Source organism: Rubrobacter taiwanensis, from assembly GCF_004337705.1.
Taxonomy (GTDB): Bacteria; Actinomycetota; Rubrobacteria; order Rubrobacterales; family Rubrobacteraceae; genus Rubrobacter_C; species Rubrobacter_C taiwanensis.
The window spans coordinates 48,953-62,994 of the sequence record NZ_SKBU01000013.1 but is presented as its reverse complement, the minus strand read 5'-3'; the positions used below and the strand labels follow the sequence as shown (position 1 = coordinate 62,994).

The 14,042-nt window shown below is 66.9% G+C and carries 14 protein-coding genes; 6 read left to right on the top strand and 8 right to left on the bottom strand.

Features of this window, described 5'->3' with window-relative positions; translation table 11 throughout:
• Nucleotides 1-94: 94 nt before the first annotated feature.
• Nucleotides 95-1,042, bottom strand: a complete 948-nt coding sequence (locus E0L93_RS06730) for an AraC family transcriptional regulator (protein WP_132690247.1) — start codon at nt 1,040-1,042, stop codon at nt 95-97.
• Between the two features lie 265 nt (nt 1,043-1,307).
• Here E0L93_RS06730 and E0L93_RS06725 point away from each other — a divergent pair, with 265 nt between their 5' ends.
• From E0L93_RS06725 to E0L93_RS06710, 4 genes are read left to right on the top strand one after another with little or no spacing between them, the layout of a single operon-like run.
• Nucleotides 1,308-2,330, top strand: coding sequence for a zinc-dependent alcohol dehydrogenase family protein (locus E0L93_RS06725; protein ID WP_132690245.1), 1,023 nt, complete (start codon nt 1,308-1,310; stop codon nt 2,328-2,330).
• Nucleotides 2,331-2,369: 39 nt separating this feature from the next.
• On the top strand, nt 2,370-2,672 hold the full coding sequence (locus tag E0L93_RS06720) for an SDR family NAD(P)-dependent oxidoreductase (protein ID WP_132690243.1): 303 nt from the start codon (nt 2,370-2,372) through the stop codon (nt 2,670-2,672).
• A gap of 6 nt (nt 2,673-2,678) precedes the next feature.
• Nucleotides 2,679-3,578, top strand: coding sequence for an aldo/keto reductase (locus E0L93_RS06715; RefSeq protein ID WP_132690241.1), 900 nt, complete (start codon nt 2,679-2,681; stop codon nt 3,576-3,578).
• Nucleotides 3,579-3,619: 41 nt separating this feature from the next.
• Nucleotides 3,620-4,621, top strand: coding sequence for an aldo/keto reductase (locus tag E0L93_RS06710; RefSeq protein ID WP_132690240.1), 1,002 nt, complete (start codon nt 3,620-3,622; stop codon nt 4,619-4,621).
• A gap of 461 nt (nt 4,622-5,082) precedes the next feature.
• Here the strand turns inward: E0L93_RS06710 and E0L93_RS06705 are convergent, their stop codons facing one another.
• Nucleotides 5,083-6,405, bottom strand: coding sequence for a cytochrome ubiquinol oxidase subunit I (locus tag E0L93_RS06705; RefSeq protein WP_132690238.1), 1,323 nt, complete (start codon nt 6,403-6,405; stop codon nt 5,083-5,085).
• A gap of 175 nt (nt 6,406-6,580) precedes the next feature.
• Between E0L93_RS06705 and E0L93_RS06700 the strand changes: the two genes are divergently transcribed.
• Nucleotides 6,581-7,255: a helix-turn-helix transcriptional regulator gene (locus tag E0L93_RS06700; RefSeq protein WP_132690235.1), complete on the top strand. Its 675-nt coding sequence runs from the start codon at nt 6,581-6,583 to the stop codon at nt 7,253-7,255.
• Between the two features lie 39 nt (nt 7,256-7,294).
• Here the strand turns inward: E0L93_RS06700 and E0L93_RS15765 are convergent, their stop codons facing one another.
• Nucleotides 7,295-7,462, bottom strand: a complete 168-nt coding sequence (locus E0L93_RS15765) for a hypothetical protein (protein WP_165874209.1) — start codon at nt 7,460-7,462, stop codon at nt 7,295-7,297.
• Between the two features lie 9 nt (nt 7,463-7,471).
• Nucleotides 7,472-9,037, bottom strand: coding sequence for a sodium-dependent transporter (locus E0L93_RS06695; protein ID WP_165874208.1), 1,566 nt, complete (start codon nt 9,035-9,037; stop codon nt 7,472-7,474).
• Between the two features lie 138 nt (nt 9,038-9,175).
• On the opposite strand from E0L93_RS06695, the gene E0L93_RS06690 reads away from it, so the two are divergent.
• Nucleotides 9,176-10,351 (top strand): MFS transporter, encoded by a 1,176-nt coding sequence (locus E0L93_RS06690; RefSeq protein WP_165874207.1) that lies wholly within the window; start codon nt 9,176-9,178, stop codon nt 10,349-10,351.
• A 72-nt stretch (nt 10,352-10,423) separates the two neighbouring features.
• Here the strand turns inward: E0L93_RS06690 and E0L93_RS15760 are convergent, their stop codons facing one another.
• From E0L93_RS15760 to E0L93_RS06675, 4 genes are all read right to left on the bottom strand, one after another.
• Nucleotides 10,424-10,597, bottom strand: coding sequence for a hypothetical protein (locus tag E0L93_RS15760; RefSeq protein WP_165874200.1), 174 nt, complete (start codon nt 10,595-10,597; stop codon nt 10,424-10,426).
• A gap of 61 nt (nt 10,598-10,658) precedes the next feature.
• Nucleotides 10,659-12,089, bottom strand: a complete 1,431-nt coding sequence (locus E0L93_RS06685) for a phytoene desaturase family protein (protein WP_132690229.1) — start codon at nt 12,087-12,089, stop codon at nt 10,659-10,661.
• Between the two features lie 27 nt (nt 12,090-12,116).
• A complete protein-coding gene (locus E0L93_RS06680; protein WP_132690226.1) occupies nt 12,117-12,890 on the bottom strand; it encodes an E3 ubiquitin ligase family protein in 774 nt (257 codons plus the stop codon).
• A 151-nt stretch (nt 12,891-13,041) separates the two neighbouring features.
• Nucleotides 13,042-14,040: an asparaginase gene (locus E0L93_RS06675; RefSeq protein ID WP_132690223.1), complete on the bottom strand. Its 999-nt coding sequence runs from the start codon at nt 14,038-14,040 to the stop codon at nt 13,042-13,044.
• Nucleotides 14,041-14,042 lie beyond the last annotated feature (2 nt).

Genomic DNA, 14,042 nt, shown 5'->3' with positions numbered 1-14,042 from the left:
ATGGTCGTGCTTCCCATACGCTGCTACTGCGGGCGCTTCCTTCCGCACCGACCGAGCAGGGCAAGCCGGCAGGGTGAAGCCCGGAGCCTGTCCTCTAGAATCCACCGAACACGGCAGTTTCCCGCAGGCGCTGCACATCCCGCGCCGGAGGTTCGCCAAAGAGCCTTTTGTAGTCGCGGGTGAAGTGCGAGGGGTCGCGATAGCCCACGCGGCGTCCGGCACTCGCAGCATCAAGGTCCTCGCCGAGCATGAGCCGCCGGGCCTCCTGCAGCCGCAATTGCTTCTGGAACTGCAGGGGGCTCATGGCAGTCACCGCCTTGAAGTGGTGGTGGAAGCTCGAGACGCTCATCCCGGCTTCTCGTGCCACCTCCTCAATGCGTAGCGGACGGTCGAAACCTTCGCGCAGCCTCTCTATGGCCCGGGCGATGCGGTGGGCGTGACCGCCAAGGACCGCGATCTGACGCAGCCTTGCGCCCTGATCCCCTCTGAGGAGCCGGAAGACAATCTCCCGGGTGATGAGCGGCCGGAGAAAGCGGGCCTCCTCGGCAGGCGCGTCCAAAAGCCGAACGAGCCTCACGACGGCCTCCAGCAGCCCCCCATCCAGCGGGCTGACGTCGAAGGCTCTCACGGCAGCGCGGTCCCCCGGCACGAGGTGGCCGGCCTCGACCATCACCGAGCCGACAAGAGCGGGGTCGAGCCCGAGAACCAGCCCCAGGTACGGCTGCTCCTCCGAGGCCTCGGTAACGCGGGTCGCGGTGGGCAGCGCGGCAGCCGTGATGAGGTAGTGGTTGGCGTCGTAGCGGTAGAGGTCATCGCCCAGCAGAACCTCCTTCGCGCCCTGCGCAATAACGCAGAAGGCGGCGGAAGAGACGCCGTGGTCTTTCGGCGTTGGCGAAGAATGGCGGATCAAACGCAGACCTCCCGGCAGCTCGACGGCACCATCCCTGCGAACAGTTCGCGCGATGCGCTCAACCAACTCCTCGCGGCCAGCCTGTGCCCCCTCAGACTCCCGTTCCACCTGTTGATGCTCTGTTAAATCCATAGCAACCTCTTCGTCAGTCTCCCGCCTCCCTCGTCTCCAAAGATTTGCAGAATAGTACAAGAGTTCTGGACGATCATTATACCGGTCTGTGCCCGACGTCCCTACAATAAGGGCCGGACGGAGAGAACCGACCCTGATATTTGGGTACGGTTCGTACTTTCGTCCAATGGCGGCCGGTGATGTACGAAGCCGACCGCAGAGGAAGAAAGCCCTGCCCGGTAGACGATACAGACCGCGGCCCATCGGGAACAGGAGGTAATCTACCATGCGAGGAACTGTACTTTACGGCCCCAGGGATGTGCGTTCCGAGGAGCTACCCGACCCGACGATCGTCGAGCCGACGGACGCCATCATCCGTTTACCCTTTACTTGCGTGTGCGGCTCGGACCTCTGGCCCTACCGGGGCATCGACGAGGTCTCCGAGCCCGTTCCGATGGGCCACGAGTACGCCGGCATCGTTGAGGAGGTCGGCAGCGAGGTCAGGAACATCCGGCCGGGCCAGTTCGTCGTGGGGTCGTTCTTCGCCTCGGACAACACCTGCGAGATCTGCCGGGCCGGCTACCAGGCTTCCTGCGTCAACCGGCAGCCCGGCGCCCCCACCGGCGCGCAGGCAGAGTACGCCCGCATCCCGCTCGCCGACGGCACCCTCGTGGCGACGCCGGAGGTCCCGGACGAGGAGCTGATCCCGCACCTCCTCGCGGCCTCCGACGTGCTGGGTACCGGCTGGTTCGGCGCCGTGGCGGCCGAGGCCGGTCCGGGCAAGACGGTGGCGGTGGTGGGCGACGGGGCCGTCGGCCTGCTCGCGGTGCTCGCCGCCAGGCAGATGGGCGCCGATAGGATCATCGCGATGAGCCGGCATGCCTCGCGCCAGGAGCTCGCGCGGGAGTTCGGCGCGACCGACATCGTCGAGGAACGCGGGGATGAGGGCGTGGAACGAATAAAGGAGATGACGGAGGGGCTCGGCGCGCACTCGGTCATCGAGGCCGTCGGAACGCAGGAGGCGATGATGCAGGCGATCCGCTCCACCCGGCCCGGCGGGCACGTCGGGTTCGTCGGCGTGCTCCACGGCGTGGAGATCCCGGGCGAGGAGTTCTTCTTCTCGCACGTGCACCTGCACGGCGGCCCCGCCCCGGTGAGGCGCTTTTTGCCCGAGCTCATAGGTCTGATCTGGGAGGGCAAGATCGAGCCCGGCAAGGTCTTCGACCTGACACTGCCGCTCGAGGAGGTAGCGGAGGGCTACCGCGCGATGGACGAGCGCCGCGCGATCAAGACGCTCCTGCGCCCGTGAGCGCTCCCCTGATCCTCCAATGATCCACCAGGAGACAACATGAACCCGACCTACGACTTCCACGACCGCGTTGCCGTCGTCACCGGCGCCGGCTCCGGCATGGGGCTTGCCACGGCGCGGGCGTTCGCCGAGTCCGGGGCCGCCGTCGTGCTCGCCGACCGCGAAGAGCCGGCCCTCCAGACCGCGACGGACGGGCTGACCTCCGCTGGCCACCGGGCGCTCGCCGTCACAGCGGCGGGGACGCTGTTGGTGCTGGTCGCGTTCACCGTTCCGCTGACGACGCTGACCGGCACGGCCGCCGGATCGGACGTCGGGACATTACGCACAACAGAAAAGGAGTAAGGAGCAATGACTAATAGGAGTCCCCTCATTGCCCTAAATAATGGCGTCGAGATGCCCGTCCTCGGGCTCGGCGTCTTCCAGGCCCCGCCCGATATAACGGCCGACGCGGTCGAGGAGGCCCTGCGGGCCGGCTACCGTCATATCGACACGGCCGCCGCGTACTTCAACGAGCGTGAGGTCGGCGAAGGCGTCCGCCGCTCGGGCATTGCTCGTGACGAAGTGTTCATCGAGACGAAGGTCTGGATCAGTGACTACGGCTACGAGGCCACGCTGCACGCGTTCGACAAGAGCGCCGGCAAGCTCGGCGTCGACCGGATCGATCTGCTGATCCTGCACCAGCCGCTGCCAAGCCGCTTCGATCTTACGCTCGACGCTTACCGGGCGCTCGAGAGGCTGCTCGATGATGGCAAGGTGCGCGCTATCGGGGTGAGCAACTTCATGCCCGAACACCTCCAACGGCTGCTTGATGAGACGTCCGTCGTACCCGCCGTGAACCAGATCGAGCTCCATCCATACTTCCAGCAGAAGGAGCTGCAGCGACTGCACGCCCAAGAGGGCATCGTGACCCAGGCGTGGTCGCCCATCGGTGGGATCACGTTCTACCCAGGGTGGGGCAGTGAGGAGCGGCGCAGCACGCTCGAAGACCCGACCATCGGCAAGATCGCGCGCCAGCATGGCAAGACGCCCGCGCAGGTGATGCTGCGCTGGCACCTGCAGGAGGGTCGCTCCGCAATCCCGAAGTCGGTGCGCCCGGAACGTATCGCAGAGAACTTCGACGTCTTCGATTTCGAGCTGTCCGCCGAGGAGTTAGCCGCGATCGATGCCCTCGACACCGGAGTGCGCGGCGGACCAGACCCCGCCAGCATCACCCTCGAAGGGCATGGACGCGAGATACCCGAGGCGTGATCGGGAAAACCTGTCAGTAAAGAGCGCATAGAGGAGCAGAGATGCAACAGCGTAGACTCGGACGCAGCGACCTGGAGGTCTCGGCCATCGGGCTCGGCTGCATGGGGATGAGCCAGAGCTACGGCCCCAACCCGGGGGACAGGCGTGAGATGATCTCCCTGATCCGGTCCGCCGTCGAGCGCGGCGTCACGTTCTTCGACACCGCCGAGGTCTACGGACCGTTCGCGAACGAGGAACTGGTAGGCGAAGCGCTCTCTCCCGTCCGGGAGCAGGTCGTGATCGCCACCAAGTTCGGCTTCAGGTACGGCGAGAGCGGGCGCCCGAGCCCGGCGAACGGCCTGGACAGCCGACCGGAGCACATCAGGAGCGCCGTCGAGGGTTCGCTGAGGCGCCTGAAGACCGACTACATCGACCTCCTCTACCAGCACCGGGTTGACCCGGACGTGCCGATCGAAGAGGTGGCGGGAGCGGTGAGGGACCTGATCGCGGAGGGCAAGGTCGGGCACTTCGGCCTCTCGGAGGCGGCGGCGCAAACGATCCGGCGCGCTCACGCCGTCCAGCCGGTCACGGCGGTCCAGAGCGAGTACTCGCTGTGGTGGCGCCGTCCCGAGGAGGAGGTGCTGCCCGCCTGTGAGGAGCTCGGGATCGGCTTCGTCCCGTACAGCCCGCTGGGCAAGGGGTTCCTCACGGGCAAGATCGACGAGAACGCCGCGTTCGCCGAGGGCGACATCCGCAACACCATCCCCCGCTTCGCGCAGGAGGCCAGGAAGGCGAACCAGGCCCTGGTCGACCTGCTCGGCGAGATCGCGCGGCGGAAGGGTGTAACACCCGCCCAGGTAGCGCTCGCCTGGCTGCTGGCGCAGAGGCCGTGGATCGTGCCGATCCCGGGCACCCGCCGGCTCGAGCGCCTGGAGGAGAACATCGGCGCGGCGGGGATCGTGCTGACGCCCGAAGACCTGCGGGAGATCGAGAACGCCGCCTCCGGGATCGAGATCCAGGGCGCGCGGTACCCGGAAGATCTGGAGCGGATGACCTACCGCTGAGCGACGAGCTACGTGTGAGGCACGCGGTGATGATTGAGAGGGAGATCAGGAGAAACGGCTCGCAGCCTTCCGCCAGCAGGTGGATGAGGAGTACGGCGCAACCCGCCTTTAGTCATTCCGGGCTCTCTTGAGTGCCGCTGGGTCCGGCCGCGCGTTCGCGGGCAAGAACGGCATCTGAGGGAAGGGAGCTTGCCTGTAAGAAGATCCGGCAGGGCATCTCGTTCTCCTGGCCGAGGCGGGATCGCCCCTTCCATAACATCATATGGATGCCCGGGCGATCCCCGGCAGGGCGCTCCTCCTGCTGACGTTACAACCCTGACCCGGACTGCTTACTCTCCGGCATGATCTCGCGCAGGCGCCCGGCCGCAACGACCAGGGACAGTAGTACTCCCCCGCTCCCAGAGCTCGGGCAAGCTCTTCTCACCGGACGTCTCTGCCGTCGTCCGGCGGTGAGATCTGCCCTAGCGGTCCGTGGCTCCCGGACAGCCTTCCTGAACGATCTCCTGCTCCAGAGTTATACAGTTGTAGATGAGATAGCCCGGATCGTTGTCCAGCCGGCGCGCCGTCTCCCTGGTGTAGCCCATCGTCATCATGGTGAGCACGACGGTCACTGCGCTCACCATGAGCGCCCACTGGCTCCAGCGGCTGGAGCGTCCCCAATGGAACCCCTCGGCCGTGGCCTTCAGATAGAGCGCTATGATGAAAAAGCCGACGAGCATCATCCCGATAAGCCCGATGTACTTCCACGGGTACATCGCACCGAGCGGGATGAGGGTGTCCTCCCCGTCGGCGAAGACCAGCCCCAGCTGCGGCACCAGACTGGCGTTGGAGGGGATCAGGTTCAGAGCGCTGAAGAGCGCCGTGAAGCCCAGAGCACCCACCGCCATGTTCCTGAAGGCCGGCATCGGCCGCACGGCGAAGCGCAGCCGGTGCACGAAGTAGGCTACGGAGGCTATCCCCATCACCGCAAGCTCCAGCATGAGCAGATTGAAGAGCCACGACTTGTCGCCGAGCATGATGACGTTGAAAGCCTCCGGAGAGCTCTCCCGGATCGCCTTGAGATAGCCGTAGCCGATGACCGGCTGCAGAATCAGGAACCCGAAGCCCCAGATCATGCCCCAGTGCCCCATCCAGTCGTAGTACTCCCGGTCATCCTCGCGCACAGAGCGCAGGTAGCGCCACGCAGCCCACCCGGCGATCAAAAACCCCGCATAGGAGAGGTTGCCCACGAAACGGTGCATGTTGAGCGGTATGAAGGTGGGGTTCAAAAAGGTCTGTCCGACCTCGGTGGCCGGAGCCTCGGCGGGGGTGAGCATGTAAGAGGCTATGGCGTTGATCATGGTCATCTGCAGAAGCCCTATCGCTCCGGCCACAAACCCGAAGACCACGTGTAGACTCTTGCGGTAGGCCAGCTTGTCCCACACGTTGTACCAGGCATACAGGATGATTATCACGGCGAGGAACATGAACGCCTCGACCAGAAACACCCAGAAGAAGATGTTCTGCAGGTAGCTGAAGAAGATGGGAAAGAGCGTGATCAAAGCCAGAACGAACGTGATCGCCAACGCAGAACCCGAAGCGAAGAGCAGAACCACAAACCGGGCCAGCGAACGGGCAAACCGCTCGTACCTGGGCTGCTTGGTTATCAACCCCAGATACTCCGCAGCCGGAGCTATGATTATAGCCCCCAGAATGAAGGTGGCGATGAGAATGTGCGTCTGAACCAGTACGGCGATGGTGGCGTTCTTGCCGAGTACCGGTATCTCCCAGTCTCCTATGGGCACCGGTAACACCTCCTCCCACAGCGACCATCAGGCCCGCTATGCCCAGAACCAGACACCCCGGTCCCGTGCGAGAGAGGATATGAAACCCGGTCAAATAAATCAAGTAAATATTTGTTTTATTGTAAGTTGTGCGCCGCTCTAGTATTTTGGGACGATATCCGAAGTAGGAGAGTTGATGGTGCGCTGGGATCAGAGGTTTTTTGAGAGCACGCGCGGGCAGGTCGCTGCGCTGCTCAGACGCAGGGGCCGCACCGTCGAGGAGCTTGCGGGGGAGCTGGGTCTGACGCACAACGGCGTTCGCGCTCACCTGGCCACGCTCGGGCGCGACGGGATCGTACGTCAGCGGGGCGTGGTACGGCGTAGGGAGGGCGGGGGCAAGCCCGCGTACGTCTACGAGCTGACGCCGGAGGCCGAAGCTCTCTTCTCCCGGGCCTATAAGCCGGTGCTCCGGGGGTTGTTGGAGGTTCTGTTCGAGCAGCTAGGCTCCGGGGAGACGGAGGTGCTGTTGAGGGCTGCCGGGAGGCGTCTAGCGGAGGAGTGGGGGGCGCCTCCGGACGGGGGGCGGCCGGAGGTGGCGGTCGCAGCGCTCAACGAGCTGGGAGGGCTTGCGGAGCTCGAAGAGTGTGCCGGCGGCTTCGTCATCCGCGGCTACAGCTGTCCGCTGGCCGCCGCCGTCGCGGACCATCCCGAGGTATGCCACATGGTCGGGACCCTGTTGAGAGAGCTGGCGGGCGTGGAGATCCGCGAGCGGTGCGATAACGGCGAGAGGCCCCGCTGCCGCTTCGAGGCGAAGTCTCCGGACGGTAGAGTGAGTCCGGAGCCGAATCCGGCGATCACCGACGGGTCCTGATCCGCCGCCTCGACCCGTGAGCAACCATCCCCGCCGGGCTCATCCCCTTTCGTCGAGGCTCCCGGCTTCCCGCCGTCCGGACCCGGCCGCCGCCTGCGCGCGGGCCTTCTCACGATCCTTCTTGAACGCCCAGAGTAGCAGCCCTATCACGGCGAGAAGGTCTCCTCCGAAGAAGAAGGCGGTCCAGAAGATCACCTCGAAATCCATCTCTTCCCCCTAACTCGTGCCGCGCCCTTCGGTCGCGGCGGCCGGGGCCTCCCGCCAGCCGGACATCGGTCCGCCGCCGATCCGGCCGGCGAGGAGGTCGTTCAGCACGTACAGCACGCCGAAGAGGATCGCCCACTGCACGACCATGGTAGCCAGGCTGTACGTCTCGAACGGGTTCCACCAGGTATCCGGGGCGAAGACGAAGATGGCCTGATAGATCCACCACCCGAGCAGCACCACGAACATGACGGGGAAGAGCAGGATGCATATCGGCCACCACCGCCGGATGCGGAAGTCGCTGGTCTCGTCCAGATCGCCCCGGATGAGGTCGAGGCCGCGGAAGATCGCGGAGAGGCCCGAGGGCCTCCCTTCGGGAGGCGCTCCGGCGCGGGCCCTGTCGAGGCCGTACTTCATCATGGCCAGTGCGGCAAGCAGGCCGCCGATCAGCAGCCCCACGCCCCAGACGAAGTCCTGATTGCTGAGGAAGGTGAGGCTGTAGGCGGAGGGTATGCCCGCCATGAACGCGACCGCGACCACGATCACAACGGCTCGATGGCGGTCGAGACCCATATCCATGACGTTGCGGGTGGCCAGCTCGACCATGGCTATGAGGCTCGAGAGACCCGCCAGAGCGAGCGCCAGGTAGAAGAGGGGGGCGAAGACGGCGCCGCCCGGCATTTCCACGAGAAGCCGGCTGAAGTAGATGAAGGCGAGCCCTTCGTTTCCCGCGGCGAAGGCCTCCTCCGCAAACCCCTGCGCCCGGAGCGCGAAGATCGTGCAGATGACCGCCGTGCCCGCCATCAGAGAGGCGAGCAGGTTGCCGGCACAGAGCACGGTGGCGTTGAGGCCTACGTCTTCGCGCTCTCTCATGTATACGGCGTAGGTCAGGTAGAGTCCCCAGCCCGCCCCGGTCGAGAAGGCCATCTGGCTGAACGCCTGCAGCCAGACCTGGGAATTTCCCAGACGCCCCCACTCGGGCACGAAGAGATAGCGCAGCCCTTCCGCTGCCCCCGGCAGGGTGACGGCCCGGACCGTCAGGACCGCCAGAATCACGAACAGGGCCGGGATCGCGAAGCTCAGGATGCTCTCGAAGCCACCCTTCAGGCCCCGGTAGACTATGGCCCCCACCAGCACGATGGCGAGGAGGTGAAAGAATATCGTCTGCGTCGGGTTGGCGGTGAAATCATCCCAGAGAGCTTGAGTATCCACTCCCGGGGAGATGGTGCCCGTGATCGCGTAGACGAAGTAGCGGATGGCCCAGCCGCAGACCACCGAATAGTAGAACAGGATCCCGATGGTCACAAACCCCATGTACGCGCCCATCCAGGCGAACTTCCTGCCCACAAAATCCCTGAAGGCGCCGATCGTCCCCAGCCTGCTCCTGGACCCCATATAGGATTCGGCCATCAGGATCGGGATCGCCCACACCAGGTTGGCGATCACCAGCGCTATCAGGAAAGAACCACCGCCCCATTCGGCCGCCACCCGGGGAAACCTCCATATGTTCCCCGTCCCGACCGCCATCCCGATCGCGGCGGCCACGAATGCGAACCGGCTTCCGAATACCTCCCTCACCCCGCATCACCCCCGCTACCGTGTGCACTCCCCGCCCCACATGATACCTACTCCGCGCCGGTCGGGGTGTAGACTCTGCGGATGTCGGCGGCACCGAAGGGGGGTATTCCCGCGGGCTCTCTAGCGAGAAGACAGATTATGGTGCTCGCTCTGGTAGCGGGCCTGTACTGGGTTGCGCACTCGATGCTGCGCCCCCTCATCGCCCCTTACGCGCTCACGCTCGGAGCGAGCCCGCTCACCGCCGGGCTCGCCGTCGGAGCCTTCTCGCTGCTGCCGTCGCTGCTGGCGATCGCGACGGGGTTTCTGGGAGACTTCTTCGGCAACCGCAGGCTGCTGCAGTTCGGGTCCGCGGGGATGGTGGCGAGCGGCGTCCTGCTCGTGCTGCTAGACGGTCCGGGACTTCTGATCCTCTCCCAGGTGATAGCCGGAACCGGGATGCTCGCGATGTGGCTCGCCATCCAGTCGCTCATGACTTTCCTGGCGACCGAGACCGGCTCGGTGGACGAGCGGAACAAGAGAATAACGAACCTCTCCCTCTTCGTCTCCGGCGGTCAGCTTGCCGGCCCGCTGCTCGGAGGTTTCGTCGCGGATGCGGCCGGGTACCGGAGCAGCTTCGCGGTCTTCCTGATGCTCTCGGGCCTGGTGGCCCTCGCCTCGCAGCAGATACGCGACCCCGTCCCGCCCCAGAGGGAGCAGGACGCCGGAGACTTCGGGCGCCGGTTGTTGAACTCGCACCGGGTAGCGCTGGACCTCTTGCGGCAACAGGGCGTGTTCCTGACGGCCGCGATCTCCTTCCTCGCCCTCTTCCTGATAGACATGCGGATAGCGTTCTTCCCCGTCTACCTGGGAGAAGTGGGCTTCTCGCCGCTCTGGATCGGGCTGCTGCTGTCCACCAGCGGCGCCTTCGCCTTCCTGTCCCGCCCGATACTGCCCGCACTGCTCCGGCGCCTCCGCACGAGCCTCGTCGTGGGCTTCTCGCTTGTGACGGGCGCTCTGGCGATCGGGAGCGTGGCCCTCACCGAGACGCTCTGGGCTCTGTTCGCTCTGGCGGCTGTAGCCGGCGCCGCACTCGGCTTCACCCAGCCGCTCACGCTGGCCCTGATCTCGGACCACACCCCTAAAGAGAACCGCGGCATAGGCGTGGGACTACGCGTGCTGGCGAACCGCTCGGCCACCTGGATCGAGCCCCTGGCGTTCAGCCTGCTGCTCTCGCTCGTCGGGATCCGGCCGACGTTCGTCTACCTGGCGCTGGCGATCGCCGGGCTCTCCCTGATCGTGGCGCTGGCTCTGAGCCGGCTGGAGAAGAAGGGATGAGAGCGGGCCGCAGGAGCCTGCCGCAACCCGCAGCGTCAGCGCTCGGTTTCCCCTGATACCGGGAATTCGTCTCTAATAGCCGCCTTCGTCGTCCTCGTCGTCTTCTTCCTCCCCACCGTTGTCTTCCCCTTCCCCGGCCCCGCAGCCGGCGGCCAGCAGGGCGAGGCCCGCCACGCTGGCGGCGCCCAGCCGGAAGAACTCCTTGCGGCTGAGCCGGAGACCCCCGGCAACCCTCTGTTCTGGCATCCCGCCTCCTTTCCGGCGTTTGCAACCACCACAATAATATCTCTTTCGCGCCCGCCGGTCTCTACGGATGGTCGCTCAGGACGGCGCGGGCGGCGTGGTAGCCACACATGCCGTGCACGCCGCCGCCCGGCGGGGTGGAGGAGGAGCAGATGTAGATGTCACGAGCCGGGGTCCGGTACGGCGTGGGGCTCGCCACCGGGCGGGCGACGAACTGCCGGAGATCCATGAGCCCTCCGTTTATGTCCCCGCCGACGAGGTTGGGGTTCATGCGCTCCAGCTCCGCCGGTCCCGTCGGACGCTTCGCGAGGATGCGGTCCCGGAAGCCAGGGGCGAAGCGCTCTATCTGGGCCTCTATCCTCTCCGTCATGTCGTACCACGAGCCGTTGGGGACGTGGCAGTACGCCCACACGGTGTGCTTGCCCTCCGGCGCGCGCGTGGGGTCGAAGAGGCTCTGCTGGGCCAGCAATACGAACGGGCGCTCCGGGTGCTGCCCGCGGCAGACGGCCCGCTCCCCGGCGGCTATCTCCTCCAGCGTCCCGCCGAGGTGCACGGTCCCGGCGCGGGCGCACTCTTCGGCCTCCCAGGGGACCGGCCCGTCGAGGGCGAGGTCCAGCTTGAAGGCGCCGGGACCGTAGCGGTAGCGCCCGAGGGCGCTCCGGTAGCGGGCCGGCAGCCGGTCCCCGGCGATCTTCAGGAGCTGGCGCGGCGTGACGTTGAAGAGATAAGCGCGGGCCGGCGGCAGCTCGTTCACGGAGCTCACGCGTACGCCGGTCCGGATCTCGCCGCCCAGAGAGCGGAGATAGCTCGCCAGCGCGCCGGCTATCCTCTGCGAGCCACCCTTCGGGAACGGCCAGCCCACGGCGTGGCCGAGCAGGCCCAGTATCAGGCCGAAGGCCGCGCTCGGACTCCGCTCCAGCGGCAGGAAGGAGTGGGCCGCGTTCCCGGCGAACAGCGCCCGGGCAGGCTCCTCGCGGAACGCGCCCGCCGCGAGCTTGCGCGCCGAACGGATCGCCTGCAACCCGAAGCGCCCGAGCGCGAGCACGTGCCTCGTGGGGCGCGGCGGGCCGAGGACGGCGGGGATGATCCTCTCCCACTCCCGCACGAGCGGCTGCATGAGGCGGCGGTAGGCTGCGGCGTCCCCGCCCAGCGTGCAGCCCGTCTCTTCTATGGAGCGTTCGAGGACGGCGGCCCGGCCGCCGTCGAGCGGGTGGGCGAGCGGCGCGGCGGGGTGTACCCACTCCAGACCGTGCTCCTCCAGCGGCAGCGAGCGGAAGAACGGCGACCCGACCCCGAGCGGGTGTATCGCCGAGCCGAGATCGTGAACGAATCCGGGAAGGGTCAGCTCCATGGAGCTGGTTCCGCCGCCGATCTGCTCGTTAGCTTCCAGCACCAGCACCGACCGGCCACCACGGGCCAGCTCCACGGCGGCCGCTAGCCCGTTGGGCCCGGCTCCGACCACCACGGCATCGTAGTGCACATCCCGCTCCGGCATGCCCCGATTCTAGCCGCTCCCCAACCGTTATGAGAGTCCGAAGGCTCCGGTAGCGGCGGCGACCCCGACGGCGACGAAGATCGCCCCGAAGAGGAAGAGGCCCGCAGAGATCAGGGCCTGCACCCGCGCCTCACGCTTGAACTTCTTCTCCAGCTCCGCCTCGGAGCGGTAGCTGATAATAAAGCGCCCCTCTCCGTCCTCGCCGGGAGCCCCGATCTCCCCATCCGGCCGCACGACGCCCAGCACGTAGACCGGCGCGTCCGAGTTCAGCACGCTCTCCACGTAGCGGTAGCCGATGGTGCGGTCTCCCCCGCCCAGGCTCACCGTGAACCCGCCGAGGGTGATGCTGGAGCCGCTTCCCGGATCGCGCTCGAAGCGGTTTATGATCTCTAGGGCGTCCACCTCCGCGCCCTCGCCGTGCACGCCGACCTTACCCGACTCGTCCTCCACGACGAACGGCGCGAACCGCTCGCTGGAGGCCACGGTCTCTGAGCGCCGGCTAGTGCGGGAGCGCCCCTCGGAGTCGCGGTACCGCTCCTCGTACTCCCGGATGACGCGGGAATGGTAGTAGGCGCAGGTGTGCCTGGCCATCTCGCTCGTCAGCGGGCTCCCGCACCGCAGCGTGCCCGTGACCTCGACCGGCTCGCCGGGGGTCATGCGGGAGACGTCTGCAGCCCGGGAGGTCTCGACCCTGCGCATCGCTTCCGTCTTCTGGAGGGTCTTGCGCCGGAAGTAGAGCAGCACCCCGGCGGCCACCCAAACGGCAACCCCGACAAGGACAAAGATAGTGGCGAACAACATCTCCCGTTCCTCCTCCGTCGGAACCGGCGGGCAGCGCGAATCTTCTCTCGCCCGAGGCCGAGAGATATCTCCGCTCCTCTTCCCGGCAGCTCTCTCGTCTACCTCAACTCTATCCGGTCCGACGCCCGCCGGGCGCAAGAATTCGCCGGCGCTACAGCGCCAGGTGCGGCGCGAGCAGCTCCTCGACCGCCCCGCCGGACTCGCCGGCCGCCGCGAGCGCGGCCATGAGCAGGACGCGCGCCTTCTGCCCGCTGAGAGAGCCGCCGAAGATAGCGCCCGCGGCGGCCAGATCGTGGCCGCCGCCGTTGCCGTAGACCGGCCGCACGCGCCCCTCCGGGCAGCGCGAGACGACGAGCACGGCCATTCCGGACTCGATGCAGCGCTCCACCTCCGAGAGCACGGCGCGGTTCGCGTTCCCGATGCCGAAGCACTCCAGAACGATCCCCCCATCACCGGCCTCGCGCGCCGCTCTGATGAACGTTCCGTCTATCCCGGCGAAGAGCTTCACCAGGCTCACCCGATACGGCAGCGCATCCACTCGGCTCAGGTTGCCGGGCCGGGGCCGGGAGCGGAAGACGTGGACGGCCTCCTCGGTCACCTCGCCGAGGCTTCCGGCCCCCGGCGAGCCGAAGGCCCGTAGGTCCGAAGTATGAACCTTGGTAGCCTCGCGCGCCGCCTCCACCACCCCGCCCATCACGATAACCGCCCCGAGTCCCCGCGCCGCCGGGCTTGCCGCGACCCGCACAGCGTCGCGCAGGTTGCGCGGCCCGTCGGTGTCCGGAACGGCGGCGTTGCGCTGCGCCCCGGTGAAGACCACGGGCTTCTCCCCGGCGTAGAGGAGATCTACCAGGTACGCTGTCTCCTCCATGGTGTCGGTGCCGTGGGTCACCACGATCCCGCTCACGCCCCGCTCCGCCTCCAGCTCCCGCACGCGCTGCGCCACCACAAGCATCTCCCGCGGCGTCATGAGGTAGCCACCGATCCTGAACAGCTCCTCCACACGGCAGTCGGCGACCTGCGCCAGCTCCGGAACCGCCGCCAGCAGTTCCTCCCCGCTCGCCGCCGCCACCACGCCCCCCTCCGGCCCCGGCAGCGACGCGATCGTGCCCCCGGTGGCGAGAACCGTTACGGTGCCGTCCCGCTCCCCCATGG

Excerpts from the sequence above, each read along its gene's own strand:
- E0L93_RS06730 (WP_132690247.1), bottom strand. The coding sequence starts at position 1,042 with ATGGATTTAACAGAGCATCAACAGGTGGAACGGGAGTCTGAGGGGGCA.
- E0L93_RS06725 (WP_132690245.1), top strand. The coding sequence starts at position 1,308 with ATGCGAGGAACTGTACTTTACGGCCCCAGGGATGTGCGTTCCGAGGAG.
- E0L93_RS06720 (WP_132690243.1), top strand. The coding sequence starts at position 2,370 with ATGAACCCGACCTACGACTTCCACGACCGCGTTGCCGTCGTCACCGGC.
- E0L93_RS06715 (WP_132690241.1), top strand. The coding sequence starts at position 2,679 with ATGACTAATAGGAGTCCCCTCATTGCCCTAAATAATGGCGTCGAGATG.
- E0L93_RS06710 (WP_132690240.1), top strand. The coding sequence starts at position 3,620 with ATGCAACAGCGTAGACTCGGACGCAGCGACCTGGAGGTCTCGGCCATC.
- E0L93_RS06700 (WP_132690235.1), top strand. The coding sequence starts at position 6,581 with ATGGTGCGCTGGGATCAGAGGTTTTTTGAGAGCACGCGCGGGCAGGTC.
- E0L93_RS15765 (WP_165874209.1), bottom strand. The coding sequence starts at position 7,462 with ATGGATTTCGAGGTGATCTTCTGGACCGCCTTCTTCTTCGGAGGAGAC.
- E0L93_RS06690 (WP_165874207.1), top strand. The coding sequence starts at position 9,176 with ATGGTGCTCGCTCTGGTAGCGGGCCTGTACTGGGTTGCGCACTCGATG.
- E0L93_RS15760 (WP_165874200.1), bottom strand. The coding sequence starts at position 10,597 with ATGCCAGAACAGAGGGTTGCCGGGGGTCTCCGGCTCAGCCGCAAGGAG.
- E0L93_RS06685 (WP_132690229.1), bottom strand. The coding sequence starts at position 12,089 with ATGCCGGAGCGGGATGTGCACTACGATGCCGTGGTGGTCGGAGCCGGG.
- E0L93_RS06680 (WP_132690226.1), bottom strand. The coding sequence starts at position 12,890 with ATGTTGTTCGCCACTATCTTTGTCCTTGTCGGGGTTGCCGTTTGGGTG.
- E0L93_RS06675 (WP_132690223.1), bottom strand. The coding sequence starts at position 14,040 with ATGGGGGAGCGGGACGGCACCGTAACGGTTCTCGCCACCGGGGGCACG.